The organism is Cribrihabitans neustonicus (genome assembly GCF_048820895.1).
Classification (GTDB): Bacteria; Pseudomonadota; Alphaproteobacteria; order Rhodobacterales; family Rhodobacteraceae; genus Cribrihabitans_A; species Cribrihabitans_A neustonicus.
In genome coordinates this window covers 266,671-281,619 of record NZ_JBMERQ010000002.1, presented here as the reverse complement: position 1 = coordinate 281,619, position 14,949 = coordinate 266,671, and the positions used below count along the sequence as shown (strand labels likewise).

General features: G+C 64.8%; 14 protein-coding genes. 7 read left to right on the top strand and 7 right to left on the bottom strand.

Annotation, left to right across the window (positions count from 1 at the left end; genetic code table 11):
* Window positions 1-103 precede the first annotated feature (103 nt).
* Window positions 104-769: a peptide-methionine (S)-S-oxide reductase MsrA gene (gene msrA / locus ACOHWE_RS06480; protein WP_420665087.1), complete on the top strand. Its 666-nt coding sequence runs from the start codon at window positions 104-106 to the stop codon at window positions 767-769.
* A gap of 72 nt (window positions 770-841) precedes the next feature.
* On the opposite strand, the gene ACOHWE_RS06475 is transcribed toward msrA, so the two are convergent.
* Together ACOHWE_RS06475 and ACOHWE_RS06470 are read right to left on the bottom strand one after the other, a co-directional pair.
* Window positions 842-1,714 (bottom strand): ribokinase, encoded by an 873-nt coding sequence (locus ACOHWE_RS06475; RefSeq protein WP_420665085.1) that lies wholly within the window; start codon window positions 1,712-1,714, stop codon window positions 842-844.
* A 5-nt stretch (window positions 1,715-1,719) separates the two neighbouring features.
* On the bottom strand, window positions 1,720-3,975 hold the full coding sequence (locus ACOHWE_RS06470; RefSeq protein ID WP_420665083.1) for an NADP-dependent malic enzyme: 2,256 nt from the start codon (window positions 3,973-3,975) through the stop codon (window positions 1,720-1,722).
* A 351-nt stretch (window positions 3,976-4,326) separates the two neighbouring features.
* Between ACOHWE_RS06470 and ACOHWE_RS06465 the strand changes: the two genes are divergently transcribed.
* A complete protein-coding gene (locus tag ACOHWE_RS06465; RefSeq protein WP_420665081.1) occupies window positions 4,327-5,172 on the top strand; it encodes a flagellin N-terminal helical domain-containing protein in 846 nt (281 codons plus the stop codon).
* A 101-nt stretch (window positions 5,173-5,273) separates the two neighbouring features.
* Window positions 5,274-7,907 carry a DNA mismatch repair protein MutS gene (mutS, locus tag ACOHWE_RS06460; RefSeq protein ID WP_420665080.1) on the top strand — a complete coding sequence of 878 codons (2,634 nt, stop codon included), beginning with the start codon at window positions 5,274-5,276 and terminating at the stop codon, window positions 7,905-7,907.
* Window positions 7,908-8,013: 106 nt separating this feature from the next.
* Here mutS and ACOHWE_RS06455 read toward each other — a convergent pair whose 3' ends face one another.
* Together ACOHWE_RS06455 and hrcA are read right to left on the bottom strand one after the other, a co-directional pair.
* A complete protein-coding gene (locus ACOHWE_RS06455) occupies window positions 8,014-8,577 on the bottom strand; it encodes a nucleotide exchange factor GrpE (protein WP_420665078.1) in 564 nt (187 codons plus the stop codon).
* Between the two features lie 9 nt (window positions 8,578-8,586).
* Entirely contained in the window at window positions 8,587-9,651 is a 1,065-nt protein-coding gene (hrcA, locus tag ACOHWE_RS06450; RefSeq protein WP_420665077.1) for a heat-inducible transcriptional repressor HrcA, read from the bottom strand.
* Between the two features lie 143 nt (window positions 9,652-9,794).
* Here hrcA and rph point away from each other — a divergent pair, with 143 nt between their 5' ends.
* From rph to ACOHWE_RS06430, 4 genes are read left to right on the top strand one after another with little or no spacing between them, the layout of a single operon-like run.
* The gene (gene rph, locus ACOHWE_RS06445) at window positions 9,795-10,508 is read left to right on the top strand and encodes a ribonuclease PH (RefSeq protein ID WP_420665076.1); all 714 of its coding nucleotides are present in this window, start codon (window positions 9,795-9,797) and stop codon (window positions 10,506-10,508) included.
* Window positions 10,505-11,119, top strand: a complete 615-nt coding sequence (rdgB, locus tag ACOHWE_RS06440; RefSeq protein WP_420665074.1) for an RdgB/HAM1 family non-canonical purine NTP pyrophosphatase — start codon at window positions 10,505-10,507, stop codon at window positions 11,117-11,119. Before rph ends, rdgB begins: the two co-directional genes overlap by 4 nt.
* On the top strand, window positions 11,112-12,266 hold the full coding sequence (gene hemW, locus ACOHWE_RS06435) for a radical SAM family heme chaperone HemW (RefSeq protein WP_420665072.1): 1,155 nt from the start codon (window positions 11,112-11,114) through the stop codon (window positions 12,264-12,266). Before rdgB ends, hemW begins: the two co-directional genes overlap by 8 nt.
* A 4-nt stretch (window positions 12,267-12,270) precedes the next feature.
* Window positions 12,271-12,624 carry a YbaN family protein gene (locus ACOHWE_RS06430; RefSeq protein WP_420665071.1) on the top strand — a complete coding sequence of 118 codons (354 nt, stop codon included), beginning with the start codon at window positions 12,271-12,273 and terminating at the stop codon, window positions 12,622-12,624.
* Here ACOHWE_RS06430 and ACOHWE_RS06425 read toward each other — a convergent pair.
* From ACOHWE_RS06425 to rsmG, 3 genes are read right to left on the bottom strand one after another with little or no spacing between them, the layout of a single operon-like run.
* Complete coding sequence (locus ACOHWE_RS06425) at window positions 12,614-13,510, bottom strand: ParB/RepB/Spo0J family partition protein (RefSeq protein ID WP_420665070.1); 897 nt, start codon at window positions 13,508-13,510, stop codon at window positions 12,614-12,616. The genes ACOHWE_RS06430 and ACOHWE_RS06425 overlap by 11 nt on opposite strands.
* 26 nt (window positions 13,511-13,536) lie before the next feature.
* Entirely contained in the window at window positions 13,537-14,346 is an 810-nt protein-coding gene (locus tag ACOHWE_RS06420) for a ParA family protein (protein ID WP_420665068.1), read from the bottom strand.
* Complete coding sequence (gene rsmG / locus ACOHWE_RS06415; RefSeq protein ID WP_420665066.1) at window positions 14,339-14,947, bottom strand: 16S rRNA (guanine(527)-N(7))-methyltransferase RsmG; 609 nt, start codon at window positions 14,945-14,947, stop codon at window positions 14,339-14,341. Before rsmG ends, ACOHWE_RS06420 begins: the two co-directional genes overlap by 8 nt.
* Window positions 14,948-14,949: the final 2 nt, after the last annotated feature.

Genomic DNA, 14,949 nt, shown 5'->3' with positions numbered 1-14,949 from the left:
CAAGCGGTAACTTGCTGTCACCACTGCGTGAAGGTGCGGCCTGACGGCTTGAGGCGCAGCCTCGCGCGCGGCACGCTGAAGTCTATCCGGAACGGAGGGCGAAATGCGCGTTGGCGAAACTCTGAAACCCGCCCTGCTGGCCGCGCTGATAGCGCTGGCGGCGCTGGTGCAAGCGCGGCAGGCAAAGTCACAGGAACAGGCGGTACTCACCGTGGCCGGCGGCTGTTTCTGGTGCGTGGAGGCCGATTTCGAGCGTGTGCCCGGCGTGATCGAAGCAATCTCCGGCTATACCGGCGGCACGGTGGCAAACCCCACCTACAAGCAGGTGACCGGCGGCAATACCGGCCATTATGAGGCGGTGCAAATCCGCTTCGACCCCTCAAAGGTGTCGCGCCGGCAGCTGCTGGAGCTCTTCGTGCGTTCGATCGACCCGACAGACGCGGGCGGGCAGTTCTGCGACCGAGGCGACAGCTACCGCAGCGCGGTGTTTGCCCAGGACGCCGGCGAAGCGGCGCTGGCGCGTCAGGTGCTGAAGGAGGCGCAGAAGGCCCTCGGCCGGAAGGTGGTGACACCGGTTATGGAGGCGCGCCCGTTCTTCCGGGCCGAGGACTACCACCAGGATTACTACAAGGGCACGGACCTTGTGTTCACCCGGTACGGCCCGAAGCGGCAGGCGGCGGCCTACAAGCGCTACCGCGAGGCCTGCGGGCGGGATACGCGGGTGACCGAGCTCTGGGGCGATGCGGCGCCGTTTGCGGCCGGGCATTGAGAGTTCAGGGAGAGGCTCCAAGGGGGGCGCTGCCCCCTTGGCCTGCGGCCAATTCCCCCGGGGTATTTCGGGTCAGAAAGTGGCGGCTGTGACCTCGTTGCGGGTGGGGATCACGTCGGCGGTGCCGGGGCGGGTCACCATCAGCGCGGCGGCGCGGCTGGCAAGCGCCATGGCTTCCGGCATCGCGAGGCCCTCGTCGAGGCCTGCCAGCACGTAGCCGGTGAAGGTGTCGCCGGCGCCGGTGGTGTCGACGGCGGTCACCGGCAGCGCGGGCACCTCGAGCGTGGCGCCGGTATGGCCGTCGATATGGCGCGCGCCCTTGGCGCCCAGCGTGATCACCACATCGCGCACGCCCAGCGCCGCCGGGCCTTTGCCGGTGGCCTCCTCCAGCTGGCGGGCCTCGACCTCGTTCAGGAACAGAAGATCGAGCAGCGGCAGCACCGCTTGTACTGCGGCGGCTTCGAAAGGCGCGGCGGCGTAGCAGACCCGGAGGCCCTTCGCGCGCGCGGCTTCCGCAGCTTTGACCTGGAGGTTGGTTTCGTTCTGGAACACCAGGATGCCGCCGGGCGTGGCCCCGTCCAGCGCGCGGTCCAGCTGCTCAGGGGAAAGTTCCCGGTTGGCGCCGGGGAAGAGGATAATCTGGTTCTCCCCGCCGGGGTCGACGGCGATAATGGCATGGCCGGTAGCGGTCTCCACCCGGGCAACGTGCTGTGTATCCACGCCATAGTCCCGCAGCCGCTCCGCCGCCCAGCCCCCGTCCGGGCCGACCGCGCCGATGTGGCAAACCTGGCTGCCCGCGCGCGCCGCCGCCACCGACATGTTGGCGCCCTTGCCGCCCAGGAAGCGGCTCAGGCTTTCCGCGGCCAGCGTCTCCCCCGGGGCGGGGAGATGCGGCAGCGCGTAGACCATGTCGGCATTGATTGAACCCAGGTTGTAAATCGCCATGGCGCCTATCCGATGTTGCAGGCCGCCAGGACGGCCATGTTGAGGATGTCGTTTGCGGTCGAGGTGGTCGAACAGATCTGGATCGGCTTGTCGACGCCCGAGAGGATCGGTCCGACCACGGTGGCGCCGCCCATCTCCTGCATCAGCTTCACGGAAATCGAGGCCGAATGGCGGGCCGGCACGATCAGGATGTTGGCCGGGCCGGAGAGGCGCTGGAACGGGTAGGCCTCCTGTGCGGCGGCATTCAGCGCCACGTCCACGGTCATCTCGCCCTCGTATTCAAAATCCACCCCGCGCTGGTCCAGAACGGCCGGGGCCCGATGCATCTTCTCGGCGCGTTCGGAGACCGGGTAGCCGAAGGTGGAGAAGCTGACGAAGGCGACCCGCGGCTCCAGCCCCATGTGGCGGGCAACGCCAGCGGCGCGTTCAGCCACGTTGGCGAGATCGTTCTCGTCCGGCCATTCATGCACCAGCGTGTCGCCGATCAGCACGATGCGGCCCTTATGAAGCAGCGCGGTAACGCCCGCGGCGCCATGGGCGGCGTCGGCGTCGAAGACATGGTTGATGCGGTCCAGCACATGCGCCGACTTGCGTGTGGCGCCGGTGACCAGCCCGTCGCCATGGCCATGCGCCAGCATCAGCGCGGAGAACACGTGCCGGTCTCGGCCGACCAGGCGGTGGATGTCCTTGCGGTCGTGGCCCCTGCGGTTCAGGCGGTTGTAGAGGAATTCCTTGTAGGTCTCGAAATGCTGGGTGTTGGCGGCGTTCACCACCTCCAGCTCGCGTACGGCATCGCCGAGGCCTGCATCTTCCAGCTTGGCCTTCACGTCGTCGGGACGGCCCACCACCAGCGCCTTGCCGAAGCCCGAGCGCTGATAGGTGACGGCCGCACGCAGCACCCGCGGATCATCGCCTTCGGCAAAGATCATCCGCGACTGCGCAGCGCGGGCGCGGGCATTGAGGCCGCGCAGCACCGATTGCGTCGGGTCCATGCGGCCGCGCAGCCCGTGCTCGTAGGTATCCATGTCGATGATCGGGCGGCGGGCGGCGCCGGTGTCCATGCCGGCCTTGGCAACCGCCGGCGGGATGCGGTGGATCAGCCGCGGGTCAAACGGCGTCGGGATGATGTAGTCGCGCCCGAAGGAGAGCGACTTGCCGTAGGCCAGCGCCACCTCGTCCGGCACGTCCTCGCGCGCGAGCGCGGCCAGCGCGTGGGCGCAGGCGATCTTCATCTCGTCGTTGATGGCGCGGGCGTGGATGTCGAGCGCGCCGCGGAACAGGTAGGGGAAGCCCAGGACGTTGTTGACCTGGTTCGGATAGTCCGAGCGGCCGGTGGCAACGATGGCATCGACTCGGACCTCGTGGGCCTCTTCCGGAGTGATCTCCGGATCCGGGTTGGCCATGGCGAAGATCACCGGGTTGTCGGCCATCGACTTCACCATCTCCTGCGTCACCGCACCCTTCACGGAGACACCGAGGAAGACGTCAGCGCCGCGCATCGCTTCCTCCAGCGTGCGCAGGTCGGTGGCAACCGCATGGGCCGACTTCCACTGGTTCATGCCCGCGGTGCGGCCCTGGTAGATCACGCCCTTGGTGTCGCAGACGATGCAGTTCTCGTGCCGGGCGCCCATCGCCTTCAGCAGTTCGATACAGGCGATACCCGCGGCCCCGGCCCCGTTGAGCACGATCTTCACGTCCTCGATCTTCTTGCCCGACAGATGCAGCGCGTTGATCAGGCCGGCCGCACAGATCACCGCGGTGCCGTGCTGGTCGTCGTGGAAGACCGGGATGTCCATCTCTTCCTTAAGGCGCTGCTCGATGATGAAGCATTCGGGCGCCTTGATATCCTCGAGGTTGATGCCGCCGAAGGTGGGGCCCATCAGCCGCACCGCCTTGATGAACTCCTCCGGGTCCTCGGTGTCGAGCTCGATATCGATGGAATTCACGTCGGCAAAACGCTTGAACAGCACCGACTTGCCCTCCATCACCGGCTTGGAGCCCAGCGCGCCGAGGTTGCCGAGACCCAGCACCGCAGTGCCGTTGGAGATCACCGCCACCAGGTTGCCCTTGTTGGTGTAGTCATAGGCGGTTTCGGGATTGGCGGCGATCGCCTCACAAGGCACTGCTACGCCGGGGGAATAGGCCAGTGACAGGTCCCGCTGGGTTGTCATCGGCACGGTTGCCTGCACTTCCCATTTGCCGGGCGAGGGCTCCAGATGGAACGCTAGCGCCTCTTCGTTGGTGATCTTCGCTTTGGGCATCGGGGTCCTGTCCTCTTTTGCTGGCACCTGTCATATCCCAGCCCTTCGCGGCTCTCAATCCGGGCTGCACAGAAACTGGGCACCGGCGCCCGGGCTCCGGCGCTCCTCTCCGTGTGCCTGGCTGCCGCAAGGTCTGCGTAAATTCGCCCGCCCGCCGCATTTCTGCCGCAATTCAGACCCGGCAGCGCTGCAATTATTAAGTAGGTGTCAACCAGCGCCCGCTGCCCGGGTGGCGATGAGGGCGGAAACCCATGTCCCGCCAGCACGGTGCCAGAACAGTATTCACCGGTTTCGCAAGACGCCGCTATCAGAGCTTGACCAAGCCCTAACGAGTTTGAGGAATACAGACCGATGTTTAGTATCAACACGAACACAGGCGCGATGACCGCGCTGCAGATGCTGGGGGGCACCACCCGGCAGCTGGACAACGTGCAGGACGACGTGGCCACCGGCCGCGAGGTGGACACCGCCAAGGACAATGCCGCACTTTGGGCGATCTCGCAGATGATGGACAGCGACACTGCGGGCTATCGAGGTGTATCCAATGCGCTGTCGCTGGGCGAAGCCACGGCTGCCGTGGCTTTGGCGGGCGCGGAGCAGATCACCGACACCCTGATGGACATGAAGAAGCTCGCCATCTCCGCCGCCAGCGGCTTGATCGACTACTCCAAGGTCGAAGCGCAGATGCAGCAGAAGGCCGAGCAAATCAATTCGATCATCTCCGCCTCACAATTCAACGGCATCAACCTGCTGGCCACTGATGTTGACGGCAATGGCGCCACCGGCATTTCAGTGGCCGCGTCGCTCGACCGGCAGGGCGCGGGCAGCACGACCCTCTCTACCATCACCGTCGACAGCGTGAACTTCGAGGGCGACGCCGCCTTTGACCTTGGCAACCGCACACCCATCACCGACAAGGCCTCCGCAATGGCGGCACTGGACGAGATGGAGGGCTTCATCCAGTTTGCCATCGACGGCGCCGCCCTGCTCGGTGCCAGCACCGAGCAGATGTCCAATCAAAGCGACTTCATCGGCAAGCTTGCGGATGTGGTGAAACAGGGCCAGAGCAGCATGGTGGACACCAACATGGAAGAAGCCGCCACAAAATGGCACGCACTGCAAGCGCAGCAGCAGCTTGGCTCGCTCTCGCTTTCGATTGCCAACGCAGCTCCGCAGGCGTTGAAGGCGTTGTTCTAGAGCCTCCCGGCAAGCCTCAGCCGGGCCCCCCTGATATCCGGGTTTTCCTCGGACCGGCGCCATAGTAGACATCCCCGGCACGAAACCGGTGGGGGCCCGTTATGACTGTCACGCCCATGATGGCGCAATATCTTGAAATCAAAGAGCAATACCCGGACGCCCTGCTGTTCTACCGGATGGGCGACTTCTACGAGATGTTCTTTGACGACGCTGTCGCCGCGGCGGAAGCGCTGGATATCGCGCTGACCAAGCGGGGCAAGCACAACGGCGCAGAGATCCCGATGTGCGGCGTGCCCTACCATGCCGCCGAGGGCTACCTGCTGACCCTGATCCGCAAGGGCTTCCGCGTCGCCGTGGGCGAGCAGCTGGAATCCCCGGCCGAGGCCAAAAAACGCGGCCACAAGTCAGTGGTGAAGCGCGACGTGGTGCGGCTGGTGACCCCCGGAACGCTGACCGAGGACTCGCTGCTGGAGGCGCGCCGCCACAACTTCCTGGTCTCCTATGCAGAGCTGCGCGACGAAGCGGCGCTGGCCTGGGCCGATATCTCCACCGGCGCGTTCCACGTGATGCCGGTGGCCCGGGTGCGGCTCTCGCCCGAGCTGGCCCGTCTCGCGCCCTCGGAGCTGCTGGTGGCCGACGGTCCGGCCTACGAGCACGCGCGTCCCTTGGCGGAGGAATACAAGATCCCGCTCACGCCGCTTGGCAAGGCCAGCTTCGACAGCACGTCCGCGCAGCAGCGCATCTGCGCCCTGTTCCACGTGAGCGCGCTGGACGGTTTCGGCACCTTCAGCCGCGCCGAAGTCTCCGCCATGGGGGCGCTGATCGACTATCTGGAGATCACCCAGAAGGGCAAACTGCCGCTCCTGCAGCCGCCGCAGCAGGAAGCGCAGGACCGCGTGGTGCAGATCGACGCCGCCACAAGGCGCAACCTGGAGCTGACGCGCTCGCTGTCGGGCGGTCGCGCGGGCTCGCTCCTGTCGGTCGTCGACCGCACCGTCACCCCCGGCGGCGCGCGTCTGCTGGAGCAGCGCATCGCAAGCCCTTCGCGCAGCCTCGACGTGGTGCAGGCGCGGCTCGCGGCTCTGGATCACGCGGTGGAGGCGCCGCAATGGGGCGAGGACCTGCGCGCCGCCCTGCGCAAGACGCCGGACCTGGATCGGGCGCTGTCCCGCCTGGCGCTGGAGCGCGGCGGCCCGCGCGACCTCGCCGCGATCCGCAACGCTCTGACCCAGGCCGAGATCATCACCGAATACTGCGCCACGCAGGATCTGCCGCCGCTCAGCGCCGAGGCGATCCAGAGCCTGCAAGGGTTCACTGATCTCCTCGCGCTGCTCGACGCCGCGCTGGTGGCCGAGCCGCCACTCCTGGCGCGAGACGGCGGCTTCATCGCACCCGGATACGACCCGGAACTGGACGAGGCCCGCACCCTGCGTGACGAGGGCCGTTCGGTGATCGCGGCGATGCAGAAGCAGTATGCCGAGCAGACCGGCATCTCCTCGCTGAAGATCAAGCACAACAACGTGCTTGGCTACTTCATCGAGACCACCGCCACCCACGCGGACAAGATGCTGTCGCCGCCCCTGTCGGAGACCTTCATCCACCGCCAGACCACGGCGAACCAGGTGCGTTTCACCACCGTGGAGCTGAGCGAGACGGAAACCCGCATCTTGAACGCCGGCAACCAGGCTCTGGAGATCGAAAAGCGGCTCTATGCAAGGCTTTCTGGCGCGGTTCTGGAAGCCGCCCCCCGGCTCAGCACCGCCGCCCGCGGTTTTGCCGAACTGGACCTGGTGACCGCGCTGGCCGATCTCGCCCGCGGAGAAAACTGGACCCGGCCCCGGGTCGATTCCTCCCGCGCGTTTGACGTGGAGGGCGGCCGCCACCCGGTTGTGGAACAGGCTCTGCGGCAGCAGAGCGGCGACACGTTTGTTGCCAACGACTGCCAGCTGACGGCCGAGGATGGCGCCGCGATCTGGCTGCTGACCGGCCCCAACATGGCCGGTAAATCGACCTTCCTGCGGCAAAACGCGCTGATCGCGCTGCTGGCCCAGATGGGCAGCTACGTGCCCGCCGAACGCGCTCATATCGGCCTTGTGAGCCAGCTGTTCAGCCGCGTTGGCGCGTCAGACGACCTCGCCCGGGGACGCTCCACTTTCATGGTGGAGATGGTGGAAACCGCCGCCATCCTGAACCAGGCCGACGACCGCGCGCTGGTGATCCTGGACGAGATCGGCCGCGGCACCGCCACCTATGACGGCTTGTCGATCGCCTGGGCGACGCTGGAACATCTGCACGAGGTAAACCGCGCCCGCGCGCTGTTTGCCACCCACTACCACGAGCTCACGCAGCTCGCCGCCAAACTGCCGGGCGTGGAGAATGCCACCGTTGCCGTGAAGGAATGGGAGGGCGAAGTGGTCTTCCTGCACGAAGTACGCAAGGGCGCCGCCGACCGCTCCTACGGGGTGCAGGTGGCGCAGCTTGCCGGCCTGCCGGCGTCGGTGGTAGCGCGCGCCCGCGATGTGCTCGACATGCTGGAACAGGGCAGCCGCGACGGCGGCGCGAAGATCCAGATCGACGACCTGCCGCTGTTTGCCGCCGCCCCCGCGCAAGCGGCGCCAAGACCGGCGCCCGGCCCCTCCCCCGTGGAACAGATGCTCGGCACAATTCAGCCCGACGATCTCTCCCCGCGCGAGGCGCTGGACCTGCTCTACCAGCTCAAACAGGCCGCGGACTGAAACGAGAAAGGGCGGCTCCAACCGGACCCGCCCATTTCATCTTTCTCAAAATACTCCCGCCGGAGGCACAGGCCCGCGAGGGCCTGTTCAACTCACTGGCGCAACGTCAGCTCGCCGGCGTCGAGGATACGCCCACCTGCGCCGGCCGCAGCAGGCGGTCGTGCAGCATGAAACCCTCGGCCGAAACCTGGATGATGTCGCCCGCCTTGGTGCCCGGCACCGGCGCTTCGAACATCGCCTCATGCATCTGCGGGTCGAACTTGTCGCCGACCGCGGGGGAAACCACCTTGACGCCGTGCTTCTCGAACACGCCGAGCAGCGCCCGCATGGTCAGCTCCACACCCTCGATCAGCGCCGAAGCTGCCTCGCGCTGCTCGTCGGTCGCGGCTTCGACGGCGCGTTTCAGGTTGTCATAGACCGGCAGCATGTCGCGGGCCAGTTTCGACCCGCCATACTGCTCCGCTTCCCGGCGCGCGCGGTCGCCGCGCTTGCGCGCGTTCTCGGCATCCGCCAGCGCCCGCATGAACCGGTCCTTCAACTCATCCCGCTCGGCCCGCAGCGCGTCGATCTCCAGCGCATCGTCGTCAATTTCCTCGGTCTGCGCCGCAAGCTCCTCAGCCTCGGCATCGGCGATGTCGTCCAGAAAGTCTTCGTTCTTGAGCTCTGCCATATTTCACCTCTAACTCCGGTCCGACAACAGCTTGCCGACCAGTTGTGCCGTATAGTCCACAATCGGCACGATCCGTCCGTAGTTCAGGCGCGTCGGGCCGATCACCCCCACCGCGCCGATTATCTTCCGATCCGCGTTCATATAGGGAGACACCACCAAAGAGGAACCCGAAAGTGAGAAAAGTTTGTTCTCGGAGCCGATAAAAATCCGCACCCCCTCGCCTTCTTCCGTCAGTTCCAGGAATTCGGCAATGTCCCGCTTGCGCTCCAGATCGTCGAACAGGTTGCGGATGCGCTCAAGCTCCTCGGCGGCGCCGGATTCGGCAAGGAGATTCGACCGGCCACGCACAATCAGACGGGCCTGATCGCTGCCGTCATCCTCCCACGCCGCCAGCCCGCTTTCGATCATCTCCTGCGCCAGCGTGTCGATTTCCTGCCTCCGGGAGGAGATCTCTTTCTGGATCTCGCGCCGCACATCGCTGAGTGTGCGGCCTTCGATCAGCGCATTGAGAAAGTTGGCCGCCTCCCGCATCGAGCTGGGCGTCTGCCCTGGCGGCGGTGCGAACAGGCGGTTCTCCACGTGGCCGTCCGAGAACACCAGGACCACCAGCGCCCGGTCATGAGCCAGAGAAACGAACTCGATATGGCGCAGCTCGGCCTCGTGCTTCGGCGTCAGCACCAGCGAGGCGCCATGGGTGACGCCCGACAGCGCCGAGCCGATCCGGTCCAGCATACCGCCGACATCGCCCGCGTTGCGCCCCAGCGTCGCGTCGATCTTTTCGCGGTCCTGCTCGTTGAGGTTCTCGACCTCCAGCAGCCCGTCGACAAACATCCGCAGGCCGAGCTGCGTCGGCACCCGGCCGGCACTCACATGCGGGCTGTCGAGCAGGCCCAGGTATTCGAGGTCCTGCATCACGTTGCGCACTGTCGCGGCGCTTACCTTCTCGCTGAGCGAGCGGGTCAGGGTGCGGCTGCCAACCGGGTCGCCGCTATCCAGGTAATTCTCCACAACCGCCCGGAACACATCGCGGGAGCGGTCATTCAGATCCTCCAGAATTTTGCGTGTATCCTTCATGTGCGTCTCTCGGAGATTTCCGGTTTCAACATAGGTATGCAAGGCCTGAATGTCATTAAGGAGCAGCGCGTCAAAAGGTCAATCAGGCTTGCATCCACGGCCCCGCGAAGGCTATCCCCGGGCCAGCAAAAGAAGGATCTGACATGCGACCCTCCGGACGAGAACTGAACCAAATGCGCCCTGTCTCGATCGAGACCGGTTTTACCAGACACGCCGAAGGCTCCTGCCTGATCAAGGCGGGCGATACTCATGTCCTGTGCACCGCCACCATCGAAGACCGGGTGCCGCCCTTCATCAAGGGCACCGGCCTGGGCTGGGTGACCGCGGAATACGGCATGCTGCCGCGCGCCACCAACACCCGGATGCGCCGCGAGGCCGCAGCCGGCAAACAAGGCGGCCGCACCGTCGAGATCCAGCGCCTGATCGGCCGGGCCCTGCGCGCCGGCGTTGACAGGGTAGCTCTGGGGGAGCGTCAGATCACCGTGGATTGTGACGTGCTGCAAGCCGACGGCGGCACCCGCTGCGCCGCGATCACCGGGGGCTGGGTGGCGCTGCGCCTCGCGGTGAACAAGCTGATGAAGGCCGGCGACGTGAAAATCGATCCGCTGGTGGATCCGGTATCGGCCGTCTCCTGCGGCATCTACGCAGGCCAGCCGCTGCTGGACCTCGACTACCCCGAAGACTCCGAGGCGGGCGTGGACGGCAACTTCATCATGACGGGCTCGGGCAAGCTGATCGAAGTGCAGATGTCGGCCGAAGGCTCGGTCTTCTCGCGCGAACAGATGGACGCGCTGATGGATCTCGCGGTCAAGGGCACCTCCGAACTCGCCGAGATCCAGAAGGCCGCCTGCGCATGACCCGCAAGTTCGAAGGCAGCCAGCTTCTGGTCGCCACCCACAACAAGGGAAAGCTGGAAGAGATGGCGCATCTCCTCGCGCCCTACGGCGTGGAGGTGATCGGTGCGGCACAGATGGACCTGCCGGAGCCTGAAGAGACCGAGGACACCTTCGTCGGCAACGCCCGGATCAAGGCCCATGCCGCCGCCAGGGCGACCGGCCTGCCCGCCCTTTCCGACGACTCCGGCATTACCATCGATGCCTTGGGCGGTGCGCCCGGCGTCCATACCGCGGACTGGGCTGAAACCGGAAGCGGCCGGGATTTCATGCAGGCAATGTCCCGCGCGCATGAGGAGCTGGAGGCCAAGGGCGCGGGGCACCCCCGGCTGGCGCAATTCCGCTCCACCCTGGTTCTCGCGTGGCCCGACGGGCATGACGAGGTGTTCGAGGGCGTCGCACCCGGCCATCTGGTCTGGCCCGTGCGCGGCGAAGGCGGCTTCGGCTACGACCCGATGTTCGTGCCTGAGGGATATGACGTGACCTTTGCCGAGATGGACCGCTGGGAGAAGAACAAGATCAGCCACCGCGGCAAGGCAGTGGCCAAGTTCATCGAGGGCTGCTTCGGTGGATGACTGGCGCAATGGGGGCTTTGGCCTGTACGTGCATTGGCCGTTCTGCCAGGCCAAATGCCCCTATTGCGACTTCAACAGCCATGTCTCGGCCAATATCGACCAGAGCGCCTGGGTCAGGGCCTATCTGAGCGAGCTGGAGAGACTCTCGCACGAGCTGCCGGGCCGGGTGTTGAACACCATCTTTTTTGGCGGCGGCACCCCCTCCCTGATGCGTCCCGAAACGGTCGCCGCGGTGATCGAGGGCGCGCGCTCCATATGGCCTTTTGCCAACGACATGGAAATCACGCTGGAAGCCAACCCCGGCTCGGTCGAGGCAGGCCGTTTTGCCGGCTACCGCGACGCCGGCGTCAACCGCATATCCATGGGCGTACAGGCCCTGAACGACAAGGATCTGCGCCGGCTCGGCCGTATCCATTCCGTGGCCGAAGCCCGCGCCGCCTTCGATATCGCGCGGAACTGTTTCGACCGGGTCAGCTTTGATCTGATTTATGCCCGCCAGGGGCAGACGCTTGCGGATTGGAAGGCGGAGCTGAACGAAGCGCTGTCGATGGCGATCGACCACCTGTCGCTCTACCAGCTCACCATCGAAGAAGGCACCGCTTTCGGCGACCGTTATGCCCGCGGCAAGCTGCGCGATCTGCCAAGCGATGACAGCGCCGCGGACATGTATCTCGCCACTCAGGAGATCTGCGCCGCGAACGGCTTGCCCGGCTACGAGATTTCCAACCACGCCCGGCCCGGCGCGGAGTCGCGGCACAACCTGATCTACTGGCGCTATGGCGACTACGCCGGCATCGGGCCTGGTGCGCATGGCCGAATAACCCTTAACGGGACCCGCTACGCCAGCGAAACCCACCGCGCGCCCGGCGCCTGGCTGGCCGCAGCCAAAGCCGGCAACGGAGAATCCCTTCGCGAACCGCTCACAGCCGAAGATGCTGCGGCTGAATACCTGATGATGGGGATGCGCCTCTCCGAAGGTCTGGATATGGGGCGCTACACCCAGCTTGCCGGCAAACCGCTGCCGCAAAAAGCCCTCGCCAACCTTGTGGAGCTCGGCATGGTGACTATCTTTGACCAGAGGCTCCGCGCGACCGGTCAAGGCCGCGCTGTTTTGAATGCCGTTCTGCGCGAACTGTTGATGGATTGAAGATATGCGATTTCTCTATGCCGGCCTCGGACTGCTTTGCGTTGCCCTGGCCGCCATAGGGATTGTGCTTCCCCTGCTCCCCACCGTCCCCTTCCTGCTTCTGGCAGCCTTCTTCTTTGCCAATTCCTCCGAACGCCTTCATGACTGGATCCTGGCGCATGCGGTCTTTGGCCCGATGATAGTCGACTGGCGCGAACGCGGCGCAATCCGGCCGCGCGCAAAAAAGGCGGCAACCCTGTCGATTACCGCCGTCTTTACTGTGTCTCTGGCCTTAGCAGTGCCAGTCCATGTGCTGGGCATTCAGGCCGTAGTGCTGAGCCTGGTGCTGCTGTTTATCTGGACCCGGCCTAGCGGCTGAGCAGATTGCAGAGTTCGTCCAGCTGATCGAGCGTGTCGTAGCTGATCGTTACCGAACCGGATTCGCCGCCCGGCTTGTGATCGATGGAAACGTTCATCTTCAGAGTTGCTGACAGATCCCCTTCCAGCGCTTTGGTGTCCGCATCCTTTTCCGCCGCGGTTTTCGGTTTACGCGGCGAATTGCTGGCAACGCCGGCGGCATCCTTTTTCACCAGCGCCTCGGTCGCCCGCACCGACAGGCCGCCCTTGACGATTCTCTTTGCGAGGTCCGAAGCATTGTCAGAGGTGATCAGCGCGCGGGCATGGCCGGCAGAGAGCTTGCGTTCCTGCACCAGCTGGCGCACGTCCTCGGGCAGATGCAGGAGCCGCACCAGGTTGGCGATATGGCTGCGGCTCTTGCCAAGCGCCTCCGCCATCTTCTCCTGGGTGTGGCCGAATTTTTCCATCAGCTGCTTGTAGCTCAGCGCCTCTTCCATCGCGTTCAGATCCGAGCGCTGGATGTTTTCGATGATGGCCACTTCCATCATCTCCAGATCGGAATATTCGCGGATCAGGACCGGCACTTCATGCAGCTTGGCGGCCTGCGAGGCGCGCCAGCGGCGTTCGCCGGCAACGATTTCATACTGCCCGCCCGCCTTCGGCCGCACGATAAGCGGCTGCAGTACGCCTTTCTCCCTGATCGAGGCCGTAAGGTCGTCCAGCTCCTCCTGCAGGAATTGCCGGCGCGGCTGGTTCGGGTTAGCGACAATCTTCTCGATCGGCACCAGGGTTTCGGCACTGCTGCGCGGTGCCTCGGCAAGGGTGCTCACGGGTTCCGGGTTCACATCCGCCATCAGAGCCGACAGCCCCCGGCCCAGCCCGCGCGGTTTTGCCTTTTTGTCTGCCATGACTGCCTCCGCATATTCTTCTGCATTCAAGCCGCTATTCTTTGGTGTTTGTTGAGAAGCTCCGCTGCCAGCGCCCTGTAAGCCTGGGCGCCCAGCGAATTGGTATCATAGTTGAGGACCGGAAGCGCATAAGACGGTGCCTCGCTGACCCTTACATTACGCGGGATCTTGGTCTGGAACACCAGATCGCCGAGGTTGTCGCGCGCATCCTGCTCCACCTGCTGGGAGAGATTGTTGCGCCGGTCGTACATCGTCAGCACAATGCCTTCTATCCGGAGCTCCGGATTGGCCGATTGCCGCACTTCCCGCACCGTCAGCATCAGCTGCGAGACCCCTTCCAGCGCGAAGAACTCACTTTGCAACGGTACCAGCACCGAATGGGCTGCCACCATCGCGTTGACGGTCAGAAGGTTCAGCGATGGCGGGCAGTCGATCAGCACATAGTCCCAATCGTAGTCCTCCATCGCCGACTGGCGCAACGCGTCGTGAAGGAGGAAGCTGCGCTTCTCATTGGCAAAAAGCTCGATATCCGCCGAGCTGAGGTCGACAGTGGCCGGGATGATGCAGAGATCTTCAATCTCTGTACTGCGGATCACCTCCTGCAGTGGCGCGTCATCAACCAGGAGATCATAGCTGGTCAATTCGCGTTCCGAAGCCTCTATGCCCAGCCCGGTCGAGGCATTGCCCTGCGGGTCGAGATCCACCACAAGCACCCGCAAGCCAGTTTCCACCAGCGCGGCGGCCAAGTTTATGGCTGTGGTTGTCTTCCCTACCCCGCCTTTCTGGTTGGCGACCGCGATAATACGAGGCCCCTCCGGGCGGGCGAATTCAGACACGGGCCACTCCCCTTATTTTTAGGATCACTGCTTCGTTTTCTGTAATACTACTAACTGGTTCCGCATCAAACCGCCATCTCCCCTGCGCGTTATCCACCTCTTTTTTCCAGCTCGCGCCCTTCGGAAACAGCGCGACGCCGCCGGGCTTGAGATGACGCTCGGTAAACTCGAACAGCAGTGCAAGATCCGCCAGGGCGCGGGCGGACATGATATCGGCCTCCTGCGGCGGAGCTTTTTCGATCCGCTCACTCCGGACCTCTACTTTAACACCGCACTCCCGCGCGGCGGTCCGGAGAAACGCGGCCTTGCGCTGGTCACTTTCAATCAGCACAACCTCAAGATCCGGAGCTTCCTCGGCAGACAGAATGGCGATAATCAAGCCAGGGAATCCTCCCCCGCTGCCGATGTCCACCCACTTCCCGGCCGGCGCTGAACCGGCACAGCGGAATACCTGGATCGAATCAACGATGTGCCGGGTCCAAAGATCTTTCAGGCTGTGCCGGGACACCAAGTTGATTTTTGGATTCCACTTGCAGATGACCTGCTCGAATTTTTCCAGCCGGGCTAATGTTTCACGTGAAACATCCAGCTGCTCCAGCATAG